This window comes from Bradyrhizobium sp. 134 (genome assembly GCF_023074155.1).
In the GTDB taxonomy this organism is placed as follows: domain Bacteria; phylum Pseudomonadota; class Alphaproteobacteria; order Rhizobiales; family Xanthobacteraceae; genus Bradyrhizobium.
This window is the reverse complement of sequence record NZ_JADPKX010000086.1, coordinates 386,240-408,459: the sequence shown is the minus strand read 5'-3', so window position 1 is coordinate 408,459 and position 22,220 is coordinate 386,240. Positions and strand designations below refer to the sequence as shown.

Here is a 22,220-nt window from a genome sequence, read left to right as displayed (position 1 = left end):
GGGCCGTCGGTATAGCCGAGGAGTTGAGGCGGGAAAGTGACGAAGCGTGCGCACAAATGTCGCCACTTTGCTGCCACGGGCATTCTCTACTATAATACCGCGAAACTGATCCGGCACGGAACCAAAGTTCTTTCTACCTTTCCTTACTGCCGATTTTTTGACACAAAGTACTGCGCCTCCATGCACCGGGGCCCCGGCAGGGGTGGGCGGCTACCGCGTGCGCGAACCGATGGTGCGGATATTGCCACTCATTGGTTCGTATCGGGGTGCCCCCTGAACTTGAGAGCGGATTGGTGCAACTTGCGTGATGGGCGTCCAATGGAAGTTTATCTGGCGCAACCGCGCGGCTTTTGCGCGGGAGTGGTGCGTGCGATCGAGATCGTGGAACGGGCGCTGGAGAAGTACGGCCCGCCCGTCTACGTGCGCCATGAGATCGTGCACAACAAGTACGTCGTCGAGAGCCTGAAAAACAAAGGTGCGATCTTCGTCGAGGAGCTGTCGGAGGTGCCGCCCAAGGCTGTGACGGTCTTCAGCGCCCATGGCGTCGCCCGGAGCGTCGAGGAAGAGGCCGCTGCGCGCGACCTTCCGGTGCTCAATGCCACCTGCCCCCTAGTCACGAAAGTTCACAATCAGGGGAAGCGCTACATCGCCAGGGGCCGCACCCTGATCCTGATCGGCCATGCCGGCCACCCCGAGGTCGAGGGTACGATGGGCCAGGTTCCCGCCCCCGTACTGCTGGTCCAAAGCGTTGAAGAGGTTAAGGCCCTTGAGCTGCCGGCGGATACCCCAGTGGCCTATATCACCCAGACCACCCTGTCGGTGGATGACACAAAAGACATCATTTCGGCCCTGCAAGCCCGCTTTACAGATATTCAAGGCCCGGATATCCGGGATATCTGCTATGCGACACAGAACCGCCAATCTGCGGTAAGGGACTTGAGCAAGCTGGTCGACGTGATCTTGGTGGTGGGCGCTGCCAATAGCTCGAATTCGAACCGGCTCCGCGAAATCGGCACTGAGGCCGGTGTCGCGAGTTATCTGATTGCCGACGGCAGCGCGCTCAATCCGGAGTGGTTGAAAGATGCCAGGATCGTCGGCGTCACGGCCGGCGCTTCGGCGCCCGAGGTACTCGTGGATGACGTGATCGAAGCGATGCGGCGGATCGGACCGGTCAAGGTCTCGGTGCTTCCGGGCCGCGAGGAAAACATCGAATTCCGGCTTCCGGCCCAACTGGCTGCGAGCTGACCCACCCGAATTTCAAGCCCAGAAAGAAACTTGTAATGGCTATCCCCTTCTTCAAGGAAATGCGTATCGGCGGTTATTTGATCAAGCAGAAGCTGCTTGGCCGCAAGCGCTATCCGCTCGTGCTGATGCTGGAGCCGCTGTTTCGCTGCAACCTCGCCTGTGTCGGCTGCGGCAAGATCGACTATCCGGACGCGATCCTCAACCGCCGCATGACCGCGCAGGAGTGCTGGGACGCGGCCGACGAGTGCGGCGCGCCGATGGTCGCCATTCCCGGCGGCGAGCCGCTGATCCACAAGGAGATCGGCGAGATCGTGCGCGGCCTCGTGGCGCGCAAGAAGTTCGTCTCGCTCTGCACCAATGCGCTGTTGCTCGAGAAGAAGCTCGATCTGTTCGAGCCCTCGCCCTATCTGTTCTTCTCCGTGCATCTCGACGGCCTGAAGGAGCACCACGACAAGGCCGTGTCGCAGAAGGGCGTGTTCGACCGCGCCGTCTCCGCGATCAAGGCGGCCAAGGCCCGCGGCTTCACCGTCAACGTGAACGCCACCATCTTCGACGGCCATCCGGCCGAGGAGATCGCGAAATTCCTCGACCTCACCGTCGAGCTCGGTGTCGGCGTCTCGATGTCGCCGGGCTATGCCTATGAGCGTGCGCCGGACCAGGAGCACTTCCTCAACCGCACCAAGACCAAGAAGCTGTTCCGCGACGTCTTCGCGATGGGCAAAGGCAAGAAGTGGAATTTCATGCATTCCGGCCTGTTCCTGGACTTCCTCGCCGGCAACCAGGAATACGAGTGCACGCCCTGGGGCATGCCCGCGCGCAACATCTTCGGCTGGCAGAAGCCCTGCTATCTGCTCGGTGAAGGCTACGCCAAGACCTTCAAGGAGCTGATGGACACCACCGACTGGGAGACCTACGGCACCGGCAAGTACGAGAAGTGCGCCGACTGCATGGCCCATTGCGGCTACGAGCCGACGGCGGCGACCGCAGCCATCAACAACCCGCTGAAGGCGATGTGGGTGTCGCTGCGCGGCGTCAGGACCACGGGTCCGATGGCCCCCGAGATCGACATGAGCAAGCAGCGCCCGGCGCAGTACATCTTCTCGGCGGAAGTGCAGAAGCGCCTGTCGGAGATCCGCAAGGACGAGGCCGCCGCCGCGCAGGAGAAGGCGGCACGGAAGGCTTCGACCGCCGCGTAAGCGCGATGCCCTGTAGCCCGGATGGAGCGCAAGCGAAATCCGGGACGGTCCTCCGCGTTGAAGTCGTCGGATTGCGCTCCGCTCCATCCGAGTGACGCACACTGAAACAGAAAAGGCCCGATCGCCAATGGCGACCGGGCCTTTTGGTTTTTAATGATCGCAGAAACCGCTCAGGCCGCCTCTGAAACCAGCGCCTCGCTCTCCACGAGCTCGGTGCCGATCAGGAAGTCGCGGCAGCCGCGAAGTGAGCGCAGCGCGCGGTTGAAGTCGAGGCCGGTCGAGACCAGTCCATGCAGCGCGGTCGGGTTGCGCGCGATGCCGCGCAGCACGGCCAGCACGTCGATCTGGCCGTTCGGCTTGATCGCGGCGCGGGCGAGCGCCGGCAGCGCGCGATGGGCGGGATCGCTGATGACGCGGACCGCGGCGAACGGCAAGCCGGCCTCGGCGGCGTAGGCGGCCGCGATGTGGCTTTCCATGTCGACGGCGGCCGCTCCCGTCTCCGAATGCAGCGCCGCCTTGCAGGACCGCCCCGTGACCACTTCCTCGGCACCGGCGAGGCTGCCGCGCACCACGCGGCGGCGTCCGGACGTCAGGCGGTCGATCAGGTCGTCGCCGAGCGAGAGGCCAGCGGCCCAGCGGGTATCGCCCGCGAGCACCTCGGTCGCCAGCACGACGTCGCCGGAGCGCAGCGTCGGGTCGAGCCCGCCGGCCACGCCAAAGGAGATCACGCCGCGAATCGTCTCGGGATCCAGCACCGTCAACAGCGCCCGCAACTGAGTCGGGCTGCTCGACGAACAGATCACCGCCATTCCGGGCCCGGCCGCGATGCGGGCCTCCTGAACCAGTCCAGTCACGATCAATATCGGCCGCGGATCAACGGGTTGACCCGCGGTAAGATAGTCCCCCGTCCCCAAAGTCACATTCCGACCCCTACCACCCTGCTGTTGGTGTTCCGCAAGTTCCGATACCGCGCCAACGCCCACAGCGGGAAGAACTTCGGGTAACCATGGTACCGTAGATAGAATACACGGGGAAAGCCTGTGGCGGTGTACCGCTGTTCGTCCCACAGTCCTTTTTTGTTCTGTGTTGCAATCAGGTACTCCACCCCGCGGGCGACGGCCGGGTGATCAACCTCGCCAGCAGCCATAAGGGCAAGCAAGGCCCATGCCGTTTGCGAGGCGGTCGAGGGAGCAGCCTCCCAGCCCTGGTAGTCCAGCCGGTAGCTGACGGCATCCTCGCCCCAGCCGCCGTCCTGGTTCTGGATCGAGGCCAGCCAGCCGGCCGCCTTGCGCATCATCGGATCGTCGTGGCGGACGCCGGCCATGTTGAGGGCGCACAGCACCGACCAGGTTCCGTAGATGAAGTTCATGCCCCAGCGGCCGTACCAGGACCCTTCGGGGTGCTGGGTCTTGCGGAGGTAGGCGATCCCGTCCGCGACGTGCTTGCTGGTCTTCGCGGTCTCGCCGAGCTGGGCCAGCATCGAGATGCAGCGCGCGGTGACGTCCTCCGTCGGCGGATCGAGCAGCGCGCCATGGTCCGAGAACGGGATGTTGTTCAAATAATATTCGAGATTGTTGACGTCGAAGGCAGCCCAGCCGCCGTCGTCGCTCTGCATGCCTTCGATCCACTCCCGGGCACGGTCGATCGCGGCGTCATAGCCGGTCGCACCGTGCTCCCGGCGCATCCGGTCCATCGACATCACCACCACCGCAGTGTCGTCGAGATCGGGATAATGGGCATTGTTGTACTGGAAGGCCCAGCCGCCCGGGCGCACGTCGGGCCGCTTCACCGCCCAGTCGCCCTTCACCTCGAGCTCCTGCTTCGGGATCAGCCAGTCGAGACCCTGCTTGGCCGCCGGCACCGCCTTGTCACCGCCGGCTTCGAGCAGCGCGTGGGCGGTCAGCGTCGTGTCCCACACCGGCGAGACGCAGGGCTGGCAATAGGCTTCGTCGTCCTTGATCACGAGCAGCTTGTCGATACCCCGGCGCGTGATCGCGCGTGGCGGGAAGTTCTCGTCCTTGCCGAGCGCGTCGTACATCATGACGATGTTGGCCATCGGCGGATAGATCGCGCCCATGCCGTCCTCGCCGTTCAGCCGCTCCTCGGTGAAGGCGAGCGCGGCGTCGATGGCGCGCTTGCGCAGGCTCTTGGGAAACATCGGCTCGACCACGCGCAAAATGCCGTCGAGCGCGCGGAACAGCACGAACCAGGCCATGCTCTGGTGCGGCGCCTTGGCGGTCATGCCGATCGAGCGCGGATCCTGCAGGAACAGCTCGTCGATGCCGACGCCCTTGGGATTCTTCGCCCGTGGCTTCAGCGCGGCGATGACCATCAGCGGCACCATGGTGGTGCGCGCCCAGTAGGAGATCTTGTTGATGTGGAACGGCGACCAGAACGGCAGCAGCACGATCTCGATCGGCAGCACCGGTACCGCGCGCCAGGTCACGACGCCAAACATCGCAAGCATGAAGCGCGTGAAGACATTGCTGTGAATGGCGCCGCCGCGGGAATGGATCGCCTCGCGCGCACGCACCATGTGCGGCGCGTCGATGGAATCCCCGATCATTTTCAGCGCGAAATACGCCTTGACGCTGGCGCTCATGTCGAACTCGCCGTCATGCACCAGCGACCAGCCGCCATGGGCGCCCTGCACGCGGCGAAGATAATTGGCGATCTTGGCTTCGAGCACGGAATCGACCGGCTCGGCGAGATAATGGCGCAGCAGGACGTATTCGGCCGGAATCGTGCCATCGGCCTCGAGCTCGAACACCCAATGGCCGTCGGGTTGCTGGAAGCCGAGGACGCCTTCGGTGGCCGACGCAATGCTCGATTCCAAGTTCCTGAATTCTTGGGCTTCGCGGCTGGTCGCGTTCACGGAATCCATCTCGCTCGATTGCTCCGATAGTCGATTGAATGGGCCGAAATTGACCGGGACAAATGCCCGTCAGGGCCGCCTGTCACTATCCCTTGGCGGCCAGAACCAGATCGGCGGCGCGATCACCGGATCGGACCGATCCCTCGATGGTTGCAGGCAATCCCGTAGCAGTCCAATCGCCTGCAAGAAACAGGTTTTTCAGCGCAGTGACCGGCCCTGGACGCAGGGCATTCTGCGCCGGCGTCGCCGCAAATGTGGCGCGGCGCTCGCGCACGATCTGCCAGGGGGGCAGCTCGCCGGAAACACCGCCCGCCTCGCAGACGTCGTTCCAGATCGCCTGCGCGAGTTCCTCGCGCGGCATGTCGACCAGGCGGTCGCCGTTGCTGATGGTGACGGACAGCCGGTTCGGGAACGCAAACAGCCATTCCACGACGCCGCCGATCACGCCGAGGATCGGAGCAGATCCCGCCGGCGGCTCGACGCGGAAATGCGCATTCACGATGGCGCGGAATTCGGTCGGCGTCTTCAGGCCCGGCAGCAGGTTGGAGGCAGCGCGCGGCGGCACCGCCATCACGACGACATCGCCCGCGCCGATCTGGATCACATCCTCGCCGCCGAAATTCAGCGCGCCGACCTTGCCGCCATGGGTCGCAAACGAGCGCAGCTCATGGCCGAGCTGAACGCTGTGCCCGCGCTCCTGCAGGAACGTCACGGCAGGCTCGATCAGTACCGCGCTGAGCCCGTCGCGCGCGATCAGGGGACGGCAGGCCTGCCCGCCGGCGAGCAGCGTCTCGCGCACGATCGCGCCGGCAAGCCCCGCCGAGCCTTCGGGGGGATCAACGTTGAGCGCCGCGAGCAGCAGCGGCTGCACCAGGCGCTGATAGAGGACGCCCTCGCAGGGAATGGACTTGCCGACCAGCGTCTCTTCCGAGGCCCAGATCAGCGGCGCCAGCTTCAGATAATCGGTCAGCCCGGTGTCGGGGACGCGGCGGCTCTCGTCGAGCACCCAGGTCGGGAGCCGGCCGTCGCCGAGGTCGATCTGCCAGCGCTGCCCGGTCTTGAGATCGACGAAGGGAAACTGCGCGCGCTCCGGACCGACGAGGCCCGCCTCGGTGCCGATCGAACGCGCATAGGCGCGCGCATGGCTATTGCCGGACAGCAGCAGATGGTTGCCGTTGTCGATGGTGAGATTGGTGGCGCCGTCGAAATAGGAACGGCAACGGCCGCCGGCCTGCTGCGTCGCTTCGTGCACGGCGACCTTGAAGCCGGCACTGGCAAGCCGCACAGCGGCGGAAAGGCCGGAGATTCCAGCACCGATGATGTGAGCTGTTTTTTGCATCAGATGAGAGCGTAACGGAGCAGAATGGCGATGCGTGTGACCTTCGACACACGCACCGGTTCGCGCGGCGCGTTGAACCCGCGCGCGATCAGGAGATCCAGAATGGCATGATAGTATTTCGACATCATCCGCGGCGCGCGCACCGCGCGGCGGCGGTTGCGGTTCATGATCTCGTCCGACTTCTCGAAATGCACCTTTGCGCGCTGCGCCAGCGGCAGGCAGACCTTCGGCAGCGCGCGCTCGACGATCACGCGGTCCGGATCGTTGGAGGTGATGCCGGCATGCAGCAGCGCTTCGCGCGGCAGATAGAGCCGGCCGAGGCCCGCGTCCTCGTCGATGTCGCGCAGGATGTTGGTGAGCTGGAGCGCGCGGCCGAGATGATGGGCGAGCTCGATGCCGTCTTCTTCCGGCAGGCCGAAGACCCGGACCGACAACCGCCCCACGGCGCTCGCGACGCGATCGCAATAGAGATCCAGCGTCGCCATGTCGGGCGCGCGGATGTCCTGCGGCACGTCCATCTCCATGCCGTCGACGATCGCGAGGAAATCCTCGCGCTTGAGGCCGAAGGTCTTCACCGAGGCGACGTAGTCCTTCAGCCGCGGCGGCGGATTGCCCTGGTAGAGCGCATCGATGTCGTTGCGCCACGCCTGAAGCGCGGCGAGCCGCTCGTCGCGCGGACCGTCGGAATCGGCGATGTCGTCGACCTGCCGGCAGAAGCTGTAGATCTGGAACATCGCTTCGCGCTGGTCGTGCGGCAAGATGCGCATCGCGGCGTAGAACGAACTGCCGGATGCGGTCGAGCCATAATTGGCGCTGGGCGAGGTCGCCTCAAGCGTCATGTGCAGCCCCCGGTCTGGAAATGGCCTTGCGTCCGACCGCGCGGCGGCCGACTTCGCCGATCATGCCGGCGAGGCTGAAGGTGAGGAGCTCGAGCTTGTTCAGGTGCACGCGCTCGCGCAAGGGATCGCGCACCTTCAAGAGGCGCACGATGCGGTCGGCATAGGCCTGGATCACCGAGACCTCGACGCCGAGGCGGAAATCCCTGATTTCCGCGCTGAGCGACCTGCCCTCGTCCAGCAGCGCTTCATTGCGCACGGCGAGAGCCTGAAGGCAGGCCAGCATCGCCGGCGGCGACTGCGCCAGTCCGAGCTGCTCGACCGAGGCGCCACTCGCGGCCAACGCGTCGCGCGGCAGATAGACGCGGTTGAGCTCGCGGAAATCCTTGCCGCAATCCTGAAGGTGGTTGTTGATCTGCAGCGCTGCGCAGAGCGCATCCGACGCAGCCCAGGTCGAGGTGCTCTCACCATGGACGTCGAGCATGAAGCGGCCGACCGGCATCGCCGAGTAGCGGCAATAATGGATGACCTCGTCCCAATTCTCGTAGCGCAACTTGGTCACGTCCATACGGAACGCGATGAGCACGTCGAGCGCGTGGCGCGGCGCCATGCCGCGTTCGGCCAGTGCGTGCCGCAATCTGACGGCCTCGGCCTGGGTGTCGCCCGTGCCGAGCAATTCCGCCTCGAGCAGGTCGAGATAAGCGAGCTTCTCGTCCGGCGGCAGCGTGGCGTGGTCGGCGATGTCGTCGGCGGTGCGGACGAAATTGTAATACGCCAGGATTAGCGCGCGATGACGCGGATGAATGATCCAGGACGCGACGGGAAAATTCTCGTCGCGCTCACCCTTGCCGGATCGCAATTCGCTCGCAGAGGTCATCGAGGGCTGGTCTACAATCGTTTGGACAGGAAGGGCTTTTTCGCTCGCGCTAGCCCGTGCCGGCGATGCCGCCGCGGCCCCCATATAGGGGAATACGGCCGCAAAACCAATCCTGTCTCTCGATGGCTGCCCTTCGCGGATCAGGTCCGAAAAGGCGGCCCCGGGGCCGCCTTTTTGTGGGCCAGTGGCCGAGCTTACTGGTTGTGGTTCTTCAGGACCTGGTCGCAGGCCTGCGAGATCTTGGCCCGGTTCTCCTTGAGGCAGGCCAGGATGGTGAAATCGCCCTGGTCGATGACCGGACGGCAGAGCTTCTGCACATCGCGCGAGCAGGCCTTCTGCTCGGCGTCGGTGCCGCGCCCTTGCTGGGCGAACGCTGCGGTCGAGAGGGAGGCCGACAGCAAGGTGAGAGCGACGAGAAGCTTACGCATTGTATTCCTTCATTCTGACGGCAGAATCGCACCTATCCCGGGCGGCACTGGGCGACGACCGGAACGGATTGTTCTGATGGCAAGTCGCCGCGGGAGTAGCGGCCTCGGAGAAGGCACAAGCACTGGCAAATGCGGCCAAATTGGCGCCACGTCCACCAAATCAGGTCTTCCCTGCGCCTTCTCTGGCAAATGTAAGAGACTGATACTACGTCATAATCCACGTGCGCCGCGTTTTGCTGCGCACCTGTTGCAGAGCTGCATCTCTCCATCCCTCCTTGGGCGCCAGAAACATGCCGAAACGCAGAGAATCCGACGCCAACTATGGAAAGTGCGCTTCGCGATGCCGACATGTGGGCGGCCGGCCATTGAACCTGACACAGGCTCGGAACACTAAACCTTCGATGTGGCGAGACGTCCTTGGTGACAAGCGGACGTCGTTCGAAAACGGGATATTTTGAAGATGAAATTCTTTGGGCGATCTGAACTGGCAATCAAGGCGGCCGGCATCGGCGCAGTGCTGCTCTTCTCGGTTTCGACAAGTCAGGCTCAGTCGTCCGGACCGTTTGCAGGTTTCGAGGGCGCGTGGACCGGCACGGGTACGGTGTCGCTGTCCGACGGCTCCACCGAGCGCATCCGCTGCAAGGCCGACTACAAGGTTGCCGGCACCGGTCTCAGCCTCAAGCAGGCGCTGCACTGCGCGTCCGACAGCTACAAGTTCGACCTCACCAGCGACGTGACCAGCCAGGGCGAGCGGATCTCCGGCAATTGGAGCGAGACCAACCGCAACATCTTCGGCAATCTCCAGGGCACCGCCGGTGGCGGCCAGATCGAGGTGTTCGTCGAGGCCAACGGCTTTGCCGCCAATCTGTCGCTGCGCACCAATGGCACCAAGCAAACGGTGCAGATCTCATCCAAGGGCGAGATTCGCGGCGTCAACATCACGATGACGAAGGGCTGACAGCTCTTACCGCTTCGAAAGCAGCAAGCCCCGGTTCTCGCGAACCGGGGCTTTGTTGTTTTTCGGAGACGCGGCGCAATCGCCCCGGACCGCACCGATTTCATGTCTGATGAATGAAACCGCTCAGATCGCCGGCTTGTCGGTGCCCTGAAGCTTGGCGTGCAGATTGATCAGCCACATCGCCGTCGGCCGCAGGATGAAGAGATCGGCGACGAGCGCCATCACCATCGAGAAGGCGCTGAGCCAGCCGAACAGCCGTAGCGACGGCAGGTCGGAGAACACCGTGACGACGAGACCGCAGGCGAGCACCAGCGTGGTCAGGATCAATGCCGGGCCCACCAGCACGGTCGCGCGCTCCACCGCGAGCGCCGAGCCGACGCCCGGCTTGCTCTCGAGCCTGAGGCGGTTGAGGAAGTGGATGGTGGCGCTTAAGCCCAGGCCGAACGAAACGGTCAGAGCCACGACACTGGCGAATTGCAGTCCCTCACCCATCGCCCACAGCACCGTTCCCGACATCACGACGGGGAAGATGCCCGGCAGGATGCAGGCGAACATCACCACCCAGGACCGGAAGGCCAGGCCGATGAAGATCGCGACCAGCGCGAATTCGACGGTGAGCCCGCGGTTGAGCTTCTCGATCATGCCGGCCGAGTTGCGCGCGGCAATCGCGGCAAGACCCGTGACCGCCACTTCATAGCCGGGATGCTTCTTGCGGACGGCGTCGAGCTCGGAATCGAGCTTGTCGACGATCGGCAGGAGCTGGCTGGAATCCTTGTCCGGCACGCGACCTGCGACCACGACGGCGTCCTGCTCGGCATCGATGAACCGGCGCACCAGATGCTCCGGAATGACGCTGACATATTCCTTCAAGGTCGCGACGTCGGCGCTGCCGGCCTTGTCCGCGAGCCAGCGGCGCAGGGTCTCAACCGACCAGACATTGCCGACACCGGCTGCCTTCTCCACCGTCGCGTGCACGTCAGCGATGGTCTGCAGCGTCTCCGGCGAATAGAGCGATTCACCCTTGGGGAACTGGATCAGAACGTTGACCGGGTTGGCGCCGGTGAGCTTGGCGTCGAGCCGGTCGCTGGCAGCGACCGCCTGGCGCTTGTCCGGCACCTGGTCGGCGAGCCGGTAGCGCGGCTCCAGATTGGCGTAGATGACGCCGAGGCCCGCCACGAACACCACGGCGATCAGGCTGAACAGGCCGGGACGGCCCACCATGCGCACCGCGATCCAGTAGCAGAAATTACGCAGCGCCTGCACGCCGGCATCCGCAGTCTGGAACTTGGTCGCAAAGACCTTCTCGTTGCGCACCAACAGCACGCCGAACACCGGCACCAGCGACAACACCGCGACCAGCGCGATGATGGTGGCGGCGAGACCCGCCTCGCCGAACTTGCGGATCAGATCGGAGTCGGAGAACTGGAGCGCGATAAAGGAAATGCCGGCGGTGCCGTGCGTCAGCACGCACGCCGGTCCCACCACCAGCACCGCGTTCTTGAATGCGGTGAACTTGTCCTGGCCCGCGATCAGCCGGTCGCGCGCGGCGAAGGTGAGCTGCATCGAGTCCGAGAAGCTGATGACCATGATGAGCGGCGTCATCACGTTCAGGAACATGTTGAGATTGAAATTGGCCCAGCCGAGCGCGCCGAGCGCCAGCAGGATCGCGATCATCGGCGGGAACGCCGCCGCCACCATGAACGATATCTTGCGAAAGAAGATGATGGCGATGACACAGCCGGCGAGAATGCCGAGGATGTTGTAGGTGAGCCCGTCGCGCTCGACGGCGTTGCGGATCTCGAGCTGCATCACCGGCACGCCGGAAAGCTGCACGTTGAGCCCGGTGTCGCCGAGGTCTTCCTTCATCAGCGCGCGGATGTCGGCGACGGTCTTGGTCAGCTTATTGGAGGCGACCACCTCCGGATCGAGCGACAGCACGATCAGCGCCAGCGTGCCGTCCTCCGACAACAGCTTGCCGCGGATGATCTCGTTGGCTTTGACGCCCTCGATGAACTTGTCATAGGCCGCGCCCTCGGGCAGCTCGGGCGGGAACAGCGCGGCGGGAAGCTTGCCCGGCGCCGGCGCCTGACGCGCGGAGAATAGCGAGACCAGTCCGCGCGTCCCCTCGACCAGCTGCATGTCGGTGACGAAGTCGCGCAGCTTCTCGAGGTTGTTCCGCGCCAGCAGGGTCTTGCCCTCGACTACGACGAGAACGTCGAATTCCTCGGCCGGGAACTTCTTGGTCACCGCTTCGTACTGGCGGAATTCCGGCGTGTTGGACCGGAACAGCTGCGACAGCGAATCGTCGATCTTGATGCGGTGGATGCCGAACACGGCGCCGACGATCAGCACGAGCAGGACGATGCAGGAGACGATGGGCGCCCGGACGGCGATCAGCCCAATGCGCTCCAGCCCGAAGGCGATGGAGGACGCAGGCCCCTGCTCGACCTTGTCGACATGAACCTCACTCTCGCTGTGCTTTTCGAGCATGCCTTGTCCAGTTCCTAAATCGGCTCGGGTCTGTGAGCTTGTCGCGCCCCGCGAACGGCTTGAAAATGCCATACCAATGGGAGGCTTGCCCTTTGAAAATGCGCAGAAAATCGCCGCGAGGGGTTTAGCAGGTCAATCACCCTTCTCGCAAGCAGGCGGAGTGTGGCCGAATCGATCAAGATGTGGCGATTTTGCCTTAATGCCCTTCATTCGGGCAAAGCCGTGCCAATTCGACGCGGCGCACGGTCCGCGCTCTCGTCCTTCAGCGCCACACCGCTCACTTCCCGCGCGAGCCCCTCGCGGACCAGCCAGGCGATCTTGAAGGCCGCCTCGTCATAGCTCAACCCGGCCTTGTGGATGTTCGACACGCAGTTGCGCTCGGCATCGGTGCGGCCCGGCTTCGGGGCGAAAGTCAGATAGGCGCCGAGACTGTCGGGCGCCGACAGGCCCGGCCGCTCGCCGATCAGCGTCGCGACCATGCGCGCGCCGAGAATGGCGCCGATCTCGTCGCCGAGCGCGACGCGCGCGCCTGAGGCGACGACGACATGGCCGATCGCGACACCATCGCCGGCTGCGAGCAACGGCAGCAGACGCATCAGCAGCGCGACCGCATGGGCGTGGACCGCCGCCGCTGACAGCCCATCGCCAATCACGACCGCGAGTTGGCACGGTTCCGAGGCGCTCCGCGCCAGAGCCTCGACTGATCCGGCATCGAGCCGTCTGCCCAGGTCGGGCCGCCGCAGATAGTCCCTGCGATCGACCGCCCGGCTGTTCGCCTCGGTGACGACGAGGCCAAGCGCGCGGAGATCCGCAACCAGCCGCGGCGCATCGAAGACGGCATGCACGGCATCGCGGGCGCGGGCATGGTCCAGCGTGAAATCGAGCAGTGCCCGCGTCGGCAGGCTCGCGCCGCTGCGCCCGAGCGCGACGCGCGCAGGCGTGAGCGACCGCAGATCGAGGGTCGGGCGACGCGGGGTGGCCGGATCAGACATGTCGCATCATTCGGCGGGGACGGAAGCCTCGCGTAGCCGGATCGAATAGTTCGAGGCATTTTGCTGGCCGGTCGAGGCCGCCCGCGCAAAGGTGATGAGATGGTGCGCGATCAGGGTGCAGCCAATCAGGCCTTCGAGATCGCCGCGCTTGATGCGGCCCAGCGCGAACTTCCAGAACACGCGCTTGTAGTCGCCGAGCACGCCGACCTTCCAGAAGATGTTTCGCAGCATGACGAGGCCGCGCCTGATGTTGGGCCAAGTCTTCATCTCATCCGGCGTCGGCATCTTCAGGCGGTGCACGTAAACGTGGTCGCATTGATACTGGAAGCGCGCGTAGACCTTCTCGGGCTCGTAGGCGACGGCCATGGCGTGCTTCCAGGACGCGATGACGTCGTCGTAGGGCAGCAGGAAGTTGACATTGGAATCGCGGCCGTCGTCCTCGACCAGGCGTCCCTCGCGCTCAAGACGGTCCCACAGCGGCGTCTTCGGCAGGGCTTGAAGCAGGTTGATCGTGAGCAGCGGAATTCGGGAGTCCTCGACGAAGGCGAGCAGCGCCTCCGAAGTGTTCGGCTTGTCGGTGTCGAGCCCCATGATGATGCCGGACACGACCTCCATGCCGTAGGAGTTGATGGTTTGCACGCCCTCGAGGATCGGGACCATCATATTGTGGTCCTTGTGCATCGCCTTCAGCGCATCGGGGTCGGGCGTCTCGATGCCGCAGAAGATGGTGACGAAATAGGCCTCGCGCATCTTCTCGAGGATTTCCGGCCGCTTGGCGATGTTGAGCGTCGCCTCGCAGGCGAGCCGCACCATGTAGCCGGTCCTCTTCTGCCATTCGATCAGATGCGGCAGGAGGTCCAGCGCCGCCTTGCGGTTGCCGATGAAATTGTCGTCGACGAAATAGACCGTGTCGGTCATGCCGCATTCGCGCAGGCGGTCGAGCTCGGCGATGATCTGCTCCGGCGATTTGAGGCGCGGATTGCGGCCGTAGAGGCCGGGGATGTCGCAGAACTCGCACTGATAGGGACAGCCGCTGGAATACTGGATGCTGCCGAGGAAGTACTTCTTCACGTCGGCGAGCTCGTAGGCCGGGATCGGAAACTCCGTCATCGGCACGCGGTCCTTGGTGGTCAGCACCACCTGCGCTTCCGGACGCGAGGTATCGCGCGACAAGATTTCGAGCAGCTGATCGGTGGCGTCGCCGAGTTCGCCGACATGGAGATAATCGAAGGACGGATAGTAATCCGGGCAGGCGCTGACGGAGGGACCGCCGAGCGCGACGGGCAGATCGAACTCGTGGGCGCGGCGGCAGATATCGTTCATCTGCTGGCGCTGGATGTGCATGCCGCTGACGAAGACCGCCTCCGCCCACTCGAACTCTTCCCTTGTCGCGCGGCGAAGGTTCTCGTCGACGAATTTGACCTGCCATTCCTTGGGCAAATAGGCCGCGAGCAGCAAAAGTCCCTGCGGCGGCATGAAGGCGCGGACGCCATCGGTCAGGGGGTAGGAATGCTCGAACGTCCCGAACGACGATGTGTATCGCGGAAACACGCAGAGAATCCGCCGGGACGTCCCGTTACTTTCAGCTCGCATCAAAGCTCCCCCGCCACGCTCGACTTAGCCGCGGAAATTGCCAGACAGACACATAGCGTAATGCTGCCGCCGGAATTTCTCAATATTGTGGCATGAGCCTAATTCCCTAGGGCACCAATGGTTTCCTCGGGTCGCCGGGTGCCTCCGCCGAGTCACGCGATCAGCCGTGACGCAAAATCGGGCAGCAGGCCTGCATCGCCGGCAAGACGGAAATCTGGGCCCGCAATGCCGGACCGCACCAGCCAGTCGTCGAATTCCGGTGCGCGGCGCAGTCCGAAGACGTCGCGGACGTAGAGCGCGTCGTGAAAAGATGTGGACTGATAGTTCAGCATGACGTCATCGGCGCCGGGAACGCCCATGATGAAGGTGACGCCGGCGGCCGCCAGCAGCGTCAGCAGATTGTCCATGTCGTCCTGGTCCGCCTCGGCGTGATTGGTGTAGCAGATGTCGATGCCGAGCGGCAGGCCGAGCAGCTTGCCGCAAAAGTGATCTTCCAGCCCGGCCCGGATGATTTCCTTGCCGTCGTAGAGATATTCCGGGCCGATGAAGCCGACCACGCTGTTGACCAGGAGGGGCGCAAAGGCGCGGGCGACCGCATAGGCGCGCGCCTCGCAGGTCTGCTGGTCGACGCCGTGATGGGCATTGGCCGACAGCGCCGAGCCTTGCCCGGTTTCGAAATACATCACGTTCTGGCCAACCGTACCGCGCTTCTGCGACAGCCCGGCCTCCTGCGCCTCCTTCAGAAGCGCAAGGTCGATGCCAAAACTGCGGTTGGCAGCCTCAGTGCCGGCGACCGACTGGAACACGAGGTCGACCGGCGCCCCCTGCCCGATCAGCGACAGCGTCGTGGTGACATGGGTCAGCACGCAGGCCTGGGTCGGGATCTTCAGCCGCGCGATGATCTCGTCGAGCAGCCGCAGCAATTGGCCGATCACGGCCGGGTCGTCGCTCGCCGGGTTGATGCCGATGCAGGCATCGCCGGCGCCGAGCAGGATGCCGTCGACGATGGAGGCGGTGATGCCCCTGGCGTCGTCGAAGGGATGGTTGGGCTGGAGCCGGGTGCTCATCCGGCCCTTCAGGCCGATGGTGTTGCGGAAAGCGGTGGTGACCTCGCATTTCCGCGCCGCCAGGATCAGATCCTGGTTGCGCATCAGCTTCGAGACCGCGGCGGCCATCTCAGGGGTGATGCCGCCGGCCAGCTTGCGCAAGATTTCGGGCGTTGCGCCGTCCGACAGCAGCCAGTCGCGAAATGCACCGACCGTCAGCGAAGCCACCGGCGCGAACGCCTTGGCGTCGTGGCTGTCGATGACGAGGCGGGTGACCTCGTCCGTCTCATAGGGGATGACGGCTTCCTGCAAGAACTGCCCAAGCGGGACGTCGGCCAGCGCCATCCGCGCCGCGATCATCTGTTCGGCACTGGCGGCGGCGATCCCGGCCAGCCGGTCGCCGGAGCGCGGCGGCGTCGCCTTGGCGAGCAGGTCGCGCAAATCCGGGAATGTGTAGGTCGTGGCGTCGATGGTGTGGCGGTAGACCAAAGGTCTCTCCGGGGTTCGTCGGCCAGAGGCCGACTCCAGGGCGATCCCAAGACTATACCTTCAGATCAAGACGCTGAAATATCTACCTTTCTTTCGGCCGAGGGCAAAGGGGGCGAAACCCGGCGTTAACGCCGCGTCCATCTTCATTCTGCATAGTTTTGCAATAATTTGCACGACCGCGCTCTCCGGCCGCTCCCGGCCATTCGGGCCCCTGAAACCATGACAACTGACCGACCTGGGAATGCCACCGGCCTCGCCGGCCGCTTCACGCTTGCCAACAAGCTCTACGCCATCTTCGCGCTGTTCGCGTTGCTCACGGCCGCGATCGCGATGCTGTCCGATTACAACAGCCGCCGCGGTGCCGACCTGACGAGCGCGATCGAGACTGCGAACGCCGCCGCGCTGAACGTCGAGCGGGTCAACTCGCTGGTCTATGCGGTCGTGATGGAATCGCGCGGCGTCTACATGTCGACTGAACCGGCCGTGGTGAAGAAATACGGCGACGGCCTGCTCAAGTTCAACGCCCAGATCCTTGACGTCGTGAAGCGCTGGGAGACCATCGTCAAGGCTGACGATGCCGAGCAGTTCGCCACCTTCAAGAAGCGCATCGAGCAGTTCGTCGAGTTTCGCAAGGAGCTGGTGCGCCGCGGCGTCGAGATCAATGCGGCCGCGGGTCGCGAATGGGGCGACAACGACGCCAACCGCACCGTGCGTTCGGCGCTGAACAAGGATCTCGAGGGGCTGTCCAAGGTCTATGCCGAGCGCGCCAGGCAAATCGCGCACGAGACCGAGACCAATCGCATCCTGTCCCTCGTCCTGACCTGCCTCGCCGGTGTGGCGCTCGCGCTCGTCGTGATCGGCATCGTCATCATCGCCCGCTCGATCGCACGCCCCCTCTCCGCCATCACCGCGACCATCAAGCAGGTCGCTGACGGCGCCGAGAACGTCGTGGTGCCCCACAGCCAGCGCGCCGACGAGATCGGCGCACTGGCACGCGCGATCCAGATCTTCCAGGAGGCGATGGCGCGTAACCGCAACCTCGCCTCACAGGTCTCGCAGGACTCCGCCGCGCGCGAAGAGCGCGCCCGCCACATCGAACAATCCGTCGACGCGTTTCGCGAGGCGATCGGCGCGATCATGCGCGGCCTCAGCGACAACGCCTCCGTGATGCGCGAGACAGCGCAGACCATCACCCGCGTCACCGCGGACGCGAGCAGCCGCGCCGGCACGGCAGCGAACGCCACCGAGCAGGCTTCGCACAACGTCACGGCGGTGGCAGGCGCGGCCGAGGAACTGTCGGCGTCGGTGGTGGAGATCGGCCGGCAGGTGCGGCAATCCGCCAGCGCGGTCGAGCAGACCGGCCAGCGCACCGAGAAATCGATCGCCGAGATCGAGAGCCTGGCTGCAGCCACGCAACGCATCGACGGCGTGCTCAGCCTGATCCAGGCGATCGCCGAGCAGACCAATCTGCTCGCGCTCAATGCCACCATCGAGGCCGCGCGCGCCGGCGATGCCGGTCGCGGCTTCGCCGTCGTCGCACACGAAGTCAAGGCACTCGCAGGGCAGACCGCGAAAGCTACCGCCGACATCAGCGAGAACGTCTCGATGATCCAGTCCTCGACCCGCAACGCGGTCGACGCCGTCCGCGAGATCGGCGGCGCGGTGCGCGAGATCAACGACGTCACCTCGGCGATCGCCGGAGCCATCGGCCAGCAGGACGCCGCCACGCGCGAGATCTCGTCCAACGCGCAATCGGCTGCCCAAGGCAACGAGACCCTGGTCGCCAACATCAGCTCGCTCCGCGATGCCATCGGCGAGACCGATACGGCGGCCTCCTCGGTGCTGACGGCTGCGAGCAGCGTGACCGAGACGGCGGAGACGCTGTCGCGCGAGGTGGAGAAGTTCTTCCAGAACCTGCGCTCGGGCGCAGCGGACGGCCGCATCGCCAAGGCCGGATGACGGGACGTCCACCGGCGGCGCTGGGGTCGCTCTATTAATAAAACGCGAAAACAACCCCATGCACAGTAGCCGGGGACAGCGATTTCAAAGGCTTGGCCATCGGCGTTATCTTTTGCGGATTTTGCGAATCCATTTGCTCCGTCGGGCAAAACAGGGGCATGATGTCAGTGTTGGAGCTTTCCGCGCTGGGGGCCGGCAGATCGTGGAAAGCCGAAGGCCGGCTGAGGCCGCCTCTCGTCGCTTGATGCCCCATAGACAATGATCCAGAACTTTTAGCGAAACTATCCAGCCGCCTCTGCGTCGGTATGCGGAGGGAATTACAGCATGTCTGCAGACGGCCAATTCGACGAACAGGAGGTCCTGATCTTGCGCTACCGGGCGTTGGAGCGAGAGGTGACCGATCCGCTTGCCGCCGTTCTGCTCCACGACATCGTCCAGGATCTCGAAGCCGATCTTCATAGAGAGCGCGCGATGGCTCTCTCCGCAATCCCATCTTCCAAGTCATAATCGCCAATCATAGCGAGTTGATCTGTCTTTCGGGCACGGGATGCCTGCGAACAGAGTGGCGGCAGCTGACGATATCTGTTCAGCCATGGAACCATTGGGTTCCCAGTCTATTGCCTCACTGACACATCACATTTTGGAGAAACACCATGAAATTTTTAACAGCCGCTCTGACGGCCGCAGCAAGTGCCCTTCTTGTGACCGCTGCTTCTGCAGCCCCGCTGTCTCCCACCCTGTATGCCGCTCCGGACAGCAACGTTCAAAACGTGCGCATGGTCTGCAATGAAGATGGTCGTTGCTGGCGCGAGCGCAGCGAGCGCCGTGTCATCATCCGCGATGGGCGCGATTCCTACGGATATGCGCCTCGCGAGCGCTACATCGAGCGGCGCGGCTATGAAGAGCGCAGCGGCATCGGCTTCCGTGCTCCCGGCGTGAGCGTCGGGATCGGCACCGACCGCTACTGAGATACGAGCCGGTGAATGCAGAAGCCGCGGAGCAATCCGCGGCTTTTTTGAACTCACTGGACGTCAACAAACTCGCCGCTTTTCCCGGCCTAGCGAGGAGCTGTGATCAGGCAGCCATTCAAAGCACGAACACCGGAAGAACTGATTTCTCTATTGAGCGCCGTGGCGATGGCCATTCTCGCCGCGATCATTGTCATGGTGCTGTATTATGGTCGCGAGATCATCATTCCGATAGCGCTGGCCGTCTTGCTCAGCTTCGTGCTGGCGCCTCTGGTTCGACTGGTTCAGCGACTGCGCATTCCACGCAGTTTGGCTGTGGTGAGCGTGGTCGTGATCGCCTTCGCGTTCATATTTGCGATGGGCAGTCTGCTCGCTACCCAACTCGCCCAGCTGGCCGGCGATTTGCCGCGATATCAGTCCACAATAAGCGAGAAGATCCAATCCTTCCGTGAGACCACGGCCAGTCGGGGCACGCTCGAGCGGGCTTCCAGCATGTTGAAGGACCTCAGCAAAGAACTCGACAAGCCCAAGGAGGCCGCGAATTCGTTGGGGACCATAGCAGCTCCGAAAGCGGTCCCGCCGAAGCCCGTTCCTGTGGAAGTGCTTCAGCCCGATCCCGGCGCGCTGGAGAGCTTGCAAACGCTGATTTCACCATTGCTTCATCCACTCGCAACGACCGGGATCATCGTCATATTCGTGATCTTCATTTTGCTTCAGCGCGAGGATCTTCGTAATCGTCTGATCAGGCTGGCCGGTTCGGATGACCTGCAGCGCACCACGGCTGCCCTTGATGACGCGGCGAGCCGCCTCAGCCGGCTTTTCCTTATCCAGCTTCTCGTGAACGGGGGCTTCGGCATCATCATCGGAATCGGTCTCTGGCTGATCGGCGTTCCAAGCGCGATCCTGTGGGGCATTCTGGCGGCAGTGCTGCGCTTCGTGCCTTACATTGGGGCGGTCATCGCCGCCGCCTTCCCTCTCGCTCTCGCGGTTGCGGTCGATCCAACCTGGACGATGCTGCTGTGGACGATCGCGCTGTTCGTGGTGGTGGAGCCCGTCGTCGGCCATGTGCTGGAGCCGATGGTCTATGGACACAGCACCGGACTGTCGCCGGTGGCCGTTGTCGCTTCCGCGACGTTCTGGACGGCGCTCTGGGGTCCGATCGGCCTCGTTCTGGCAACACCCCTTACGGTGTGTCTGGTCGTCCTGGGCCGCCATGTCGAGCGCCTGGAGTTCCTGGACGTCATGTTTGGAGACCGACCAGCGCTCTCTCCGCCCGAGATATTCTATCAGCGGATGCTCGCCGGCGACCCGACCGAAGCATCTGCAAAAGCCGAGGAGTTCTTGAAGGAGCGATCTCTCAGCTCTTATTACGACGAAGTCGCCTTGCGAGGACTGCAGCTGGCTCAAGCGGATGCCGAGCGCGGCGCTCTGGATCCCGACCGGCTGGCTAAAATCAGGGATGCGGTCCAGGAATTTGCCAATAACATTTCGGAGCAGGATGAGCGTCCGCCGCCGAAGGTCGGCCCGACCACAGATGTCGAAGCTACATCTGCCATAGAAGGCGTGGCTGAGGATGCGCCTTATGAGGGTCTGCGGGTGCTGCGCAAGGAGGACTTGCCCACTGAATGGCAAGGCGAACATCCCGTGCTCTGCGTGGCCGGGCGAAATCCGATCGACGAAGCCGCTGCGATCATGCTGGCTCAACTGACCGGAGCGCATGGCTTGTCGGCCAGAGTCGAGGCAGCGGAAGCGTTGTCGACGGCGAATATCTTCCGGCTGGAGACCGATGGGGTCGCCATTGTCTGCCTCGTCTATATGGATGCAAGCAGCCCGGCCCATATGCGTTACTCGGTGCGACGGCTTCGCCGTAAATTGCCGAAGGCTACAATCATTCTGGGTTGCTGGATGAAGGACATCGACCCAGCGGCGCTGGAAAATCTGCGGGAAGGCGCCAAGGCGGATCTGGCTGCTGCAACTCTGGGCGGGGCGCTTAAACTCTGCATAGAGGCGACGGGTGTGGACTCCCTTGGCACAGTCGCTGAAGGCCGGATTTCGAAGATCACGGCCGGCTAGCGGTTTATACGCGGAGACATGGCTGCTGCAGGCGCGCAGCAAACCCGAAAGGCCTTCCTTCCTGCCGACATCGGATCCGGCTCGAGGCCGGTGCGTCCTGGCACTCCCTCAGTCACATACAAAGGACCGTGCTGCGCGACCTTCTGGTGCGACGGTTCAGCCAACCGGCCCGGGGGTCCAATCGCCGCCGGCAAGCGGCCGCACCTTTACATCGGGAATGACCCCGCGCTGCAGGCCCGGATCGAAATGGCGCATCGTCCGCTCGTTGAGGTCGATGATGCGGCCAGGCCTTAGCGGTCCCACGTCATTTATCTTGACGATGACCTTCTTGCCGACGGCCTCTACGAGGGCGTATTTCGGCTTCGCGCCAAACTGGACTCCACCGAATTTCTTACGCAAACTCGTTTTGATGGCGGCCGACCAGACTGAGGGATCATAGCGCTCGCCGGAGGCTGTCTTCGGGCCGCCCTCCTCTTTGCCCGGCTTGAACGGATTGTACGTGGACGCCGCGCCGACGATCGCTTCCCCGGAAGCGACATTGACGACAGCGCTTGAGTGAACTCCAGCGGCTTCGCATCGAGCAACAGTAACGGAAACGGCAAGCGCAACCACGGCGCCGCAAATTGCGGCGCTGGATCGGAACACCATCATATCTCCTGTGATTTTCGATTGTCCGGTTCCGATGCCTCAAAACATCATCAAGCAAACGCGGAAGCGTTCGGGTTCGCGATGTTTACAGGTCGAGCCAACCCCGGCTGCGGAACCATTGCAGGAACCAGAATGGTTCCAAACGGTGTTTTTAGTTGTCGCCGTCTAAGACGGACATTGCGTCAACAGCGTGACAAGAAGAGGCCAC

Annotated in this window: 18 protein-coding genes; 7 read left to right on the top strand and 11 right to left on the bottom strand. The window is 63.8% G+C overall.

Annotated elements, in window-relative coordinates:
• Nucleotides 1–318: 318 nt before the first annotated feature.
• Both ispH and hpnH read left to right on the top strand, forming a co-directional pair.
• Nucleotides 319–1,245, top strand: coding sequence for a 4-hydroxy-3-methylbut-2-enyl diphosphate reductase (gene ispH / locus IVA75_RS36740; protein ID WP_027516858.1), 927 nt, complete (start codon nucleotides 319–321; stop codon nucleotides 1,243–1,245).
• A gap of 35 nt (nucleotides 1,246–1,280) precedes the next feature.
• Nucleotides 1,281–2,441 carry an adenosyl-hopene transferase HpnH gene (gene hpnH / locus IVA75_RS36735; RefSeq protein ID WP_027569013.1) on the top strand — a complete coding sequence of 387 codons (1,161 nt, stop codon included), beginning with the start codon at nucleotides 1,281–1,283 and terminating at the stop codon, nucleotides 2,439–2,441.
• Nucleotides 2,442–2,611: 170 nt separating this feature from the next.
• Here the strand turns inward: hpnH and IVA75_RS36730 are convergent, their stop codons facing one another.
• The 6 genes from IVA75_RS36730 to IVA75_RS36705 form a co-directional block, all read right to left on the bottom strand.
• Nucleotides 2,612–3,361 (bottom strand): phosphorylase, encoded by a 750-nt coding sequence (locus tag IVA75_RS36730; protein WP_247288708.1) that lies wholly within the window; start codon nucleotides 3,359–3,361, stop codon nucleotides 2,612–2,614.
• The gene (gene shc, locus IVA75_RS36725; protein WP_247288707.1) at nucleotides 3,358–5,325 is read right to left on the bottom strand and encodes a squalene--hopene cyclase; all 1,968 of its coding nucleotides are present in this window, start codon (nucleotides 5,323–5,325) and stop codon (nucleotides 3,358–3,360) included. Before shc ends, IVA75_RS36730 begins: the two co-directional genes overlap by 4 nt.
• A gap of 76 nt (nucleotides 5,326–5,401) precedes the next feature.
• Nucleotides 5,402–6,655 carry a hydroxysqualene dehydroxylase HpnE gene (gene hpnE, locus IVA75_RS36720; RefSeq protein ID WP_247288705.1) on the bottom strand — a complete coding sequence of 418 codons (1,254 nt, stop codon included), beginning with the start codon at nucleotides 6,653–6,655 and terminating at the stop codon, nucleotides 5,402–5,404.
• Nucleotides 6,655–7,494: a presqualene diphosphate synthase HpnD gene (hpnD, locus tag IVA75_RS36715; protein WP_247288703.1), complete on the bottom strand. Its 840-nt coding sequence runs from the start codon at nucleotides 7,492–7,494 to the stop codon at nucleotides 6,655–6,657. The genes hpnE and hpnD overlap by 1 nt, the downstream gene beginning before the upstream one ends.
• The gene (gene hpnC, locus IVA75_RS36710) at nucleotides 7,484–8,368 is read right to left on the bottom strand and encodes a squalene synthase HpnC (RefSeq protein ID WP_247288701.1); all 885 of its coding nucleotides are present in this window, start codon (nucleotides 8,366–8,368) and stop codon (nucleotides 7,484–7,486) included. Before hpnC ends, hpnD begins: the two co-directional genes overlap by 11 nt.
• 194 nt (nucleotides 8,369–8,562) lie before the next feature.
• The gene (locus tag IVA75_RS36705) at nucleotides 8,563–8,796 is read right to left on the bottom strand and encodes a hypothetical protein (RefSeq protein WP_007593627.1); all 234 of its coding nucleotides are present in this window, start codon (nucleotides 8,794–8,796) and stop codon (nucleotides 8,563–8,565) included.
• Between the two features lie 460 nt (nucleotides 8,797–9,256).
• Here IVA75_RS36705 and IVA75_RS36700 point away from each other — a divergent pair, with 460 nt between their 5' ends.
• Complete coding sequence (locus IVA75_RS36700; protein ID WP_027516853.1) at nucleotides 9,257–9,754, top strand: hypothetical protein; 498 nt, start codon at nucleotides 9,257–9,259, stop codon at nucleotides 9,752–9,754.
• A gap of 123 nt (nucleotides 9,755–9,877) precedes the next feature.
• Here IVA75_RS36700 and IVA75_RS36695 read toward each other — a convergent pair whose 3' ends face one another.
• From IVA75_RS36695 to IVA75_RS36680, 4 genes are all read right to left on the bottom strand, one after another.
• A complete protein-coding gene (locus IVA75_RS36695) occupies nucleotides 9,878–12,244 on the bottom strand; it encodes an MMPL family transporter (protein WP_027569007.1) in 2,367 nt (788 codons plus the stop codon).
• Between the two features lie 206 nt (nucleotides 12,245–12,450).
• A complete protein-coding gene (eutC, locus tag IVA75_RS36690; RefSeq protein WP_247288699.1) occupies nucleotides 12,451–13,236 on the bottom strand; it encodes an ethanolamine ammonia-lyase subunit EutC in 786 nt (261 codons plus the stop codon).
• A 6-nt stretch (nucleotides 13,237–13,242) separates the two neighbouring features.
• Nucleotides 13,243–14,829: a B12-binding domain-containing radical SAM protein gene (locus IVA75_RS36685; protein ID WP_247288697.1), complete on the bottom strand. Its 1,587-nt coding sequence runs from the start codon at nucleotides 14,827–14,829 to the stop codon at nucleotides 13,243–13,245.
• 152 nt (nucleotides 14,830–14,981) lie between these two features.
• Nucleotides 14,982–16,364: an ethanolamine ammonia-lyase subunit EutB gene (locus tag IVA75_RS36680; protein ID WP_247288695.1), complete on the bottom strand. Its 1,383-nt coding sequence runs from the start codon at nucleotides 16,362–16,364 to the stop codon at nucleotides 14,982–14,984.
• A 219-nt stretch (nucleotides 16,365–16,583) separates the two neighbouring features.
• On the opposite strand from IVA75_RS36680, the gene IVA75_RS36675 reads away from it, so the two are divergent.
• The 4 genes from IVA75_RS36675 (at nucleotide 16,584) to IVA75_RS36660 (ending at nucleotide 21,364) form a co-directional block, all read left to right on the top strand.
• Nucleotides 16,584–18,323 carry a HAMP domain-containing methyl-accepting chemotaxis protein gene (locus IVA75_RS36675; RefSeq protein WP_247288693.1) on the top strand — a complete coding sequence of 580 codons (1,740 nt, stop codon included), beginning with the start codon at nucleotides 16,584–16,586 and terminating at the stop codon, nucleotides 18,321–18,323.
• 324 nt (nucleotides 18,324–18,647) lie between these two features.
• Nucleotides 18,648–18,830, top strand: coding sequence for a hypothetical protein (locus tag IVA75_RS36670; protein WP_247288691.1), 183 nt, complete (start codon nucleotides 18,648–18,650; stop codon nucleotides 18,828–18,830).
• A gap of 146 nt (nucleotides 18,831–18,976) precedes the next feature.
• The gene (locus IVA75_RS36665; protein ID WP_247288689.1) at nucleotides 18,977–19,291 is read left to right on the top strand and encodes a hypothetical protein; all 315 of its coding nucleotides are present in this window, start codon (nucleotides 18,977–18,979) and stop codon (nucleotides 19,289–19,291) included.
• Between the two features lie 168 nt (nucleotides 19,292–19,459).
• The gene (locus tag IVA75_RS36660) at nucleotides 19,460–21,364 is read left to right on the top strand and encodes an AI-2E family transporter (protein WP_247289100.1); all 1,905 of its coding nucleotides are present in this window, start codon (nucleotides 19,460–19,462) and stop codon (nucleotides 21,362–21,364) included.
• A gap of 156 nt (nucleotides 21,365–21,520) precedes the next feature.
• Here IVA75_RS36660 and IVA75_RS36655 read toward each other — a convergent pair whose 3' ends face one another.
• Nucleotides 21,521–22,012 carry a septal ring lytic transglycosylase RlpA family protein gene (locus IVA75_RS36655; RefSeq protein ID WP_027568999.1) on the bottom strand — a complete coding sequence of 164 codons (492 nt, stop codon included), beginning with the start codon at nucleotides 22,010–22,012 and terminating at the stop codon, nucleotides 21,521–21,523.
• Nucleotides 22,013–22,220 lie beyond the last annotated feature (208 nt).

Coding starts and splice junctions, on each gene's coding strand:
- ispH (WP_027516858.1), top strand. CDS start 319: ATGGAAGTTTATCTGGCGCAACCGCGCGGCTTTTGCGCGGGAGTGGTG.
- hpnH (WP_027569013.1), top strand. CDS start 1,281: ATGGCTATCCCCTTCTTCAAGGAAATGCGTATCGGCGGTTATTTGATC.
- shc (WP_247288707.1), bottom strand. CDS start 5,325: ATGGATTCCGTGAACGCGACCAGCCGCGAAGCCCAAGAATTCAGGAAC.
- hpnE (WP_247288705.1), bottom strand. CDS start 6,655: ATGCAAAAAACAGCTCACATCATCGGTGCTGGAATCTCCGGCCTTTCC.
- hpnD (WP_247288703.1), bottom strand. CDS start 7,494: ATGACGCTTGAGGCGACCTCGCCCAGCGCCAATTATGGCTCGACCGCA.
- hpnC (WP_247288701.1), bottom strand. CDS start 8,368: ATGACCTCTGCGAGCGAATTGCGATCCGGCAAGGGTGAGCGCGACGAG.
- IVA75_RS36705 (WP_007593627.1), bottom strand. CDS start 8,796: ATGCGTAAGCTTCTCGTCGCTCTCACCTTGCTGTCGGCCTCCCTCTCG.
- IVA75_RS36700 (WP_027516853.1), top strand. CDS start 9,257: ATGAAATTCTTTGGGCGATCTGAACTGGCAATCAAGGCGGCCGGCATC.
- IVA75_RS36695 (WP_027569007.1), bottom strand. CDS start 12,244: ATGCTCGAAAAGCACAGCGAGAGTGAGGTTCATGTCGACAAGGTCGAG.
- eutC (WP_247288699.1), bottom strand. CDS start 13,236: ATGTCTGATCCGGCCACCCCGCGTCGCCCGACCCTCGATCTGCGGTCG.
- IVA75_RS36685 (WP_247288697.1), bottom strand. CDS start 14,829: ATGCGAGCTGAAAGTAACGGGACGTCCCGGCGGATTCTCTGCGTGTTT.
- IVA75_RS36675 (WP_247288693.1), top strand. CDS start 16,584: ATGACAACTGACCGACCTGGGAATGCCACCGGCCTCGCCGGCCGCTTC.
- IVA75_RS36670 (WP_247288691.1), top strand. CDS start 18,648: ATGTCTGCAGACGGCCAATTCGACGAACAGGAGGTCCTGATCTTGCGC.
- IVA75_RS36665 (WP_247288689.1), top strand. CDS start 18,977: ATGAAATTTTTAACAGCCGCTCTGACGGCCGCAGCAAGTGCCCTTCTT.
- IVA75_RS36660 (WP_247289100.1), top strand. CDS start 19,460: ATGGCCATTCTCGCCGCGATCATTGTCATGGTGCTGTATTATGGTCGC.
- IVA75_RS36655 (WP_027568999.1), bottom strand. CDS start 22,012: ATGGTGTTCCGATCCAGCGCCGCAATTTGCGGCGCCGTGGTTGCGCTT.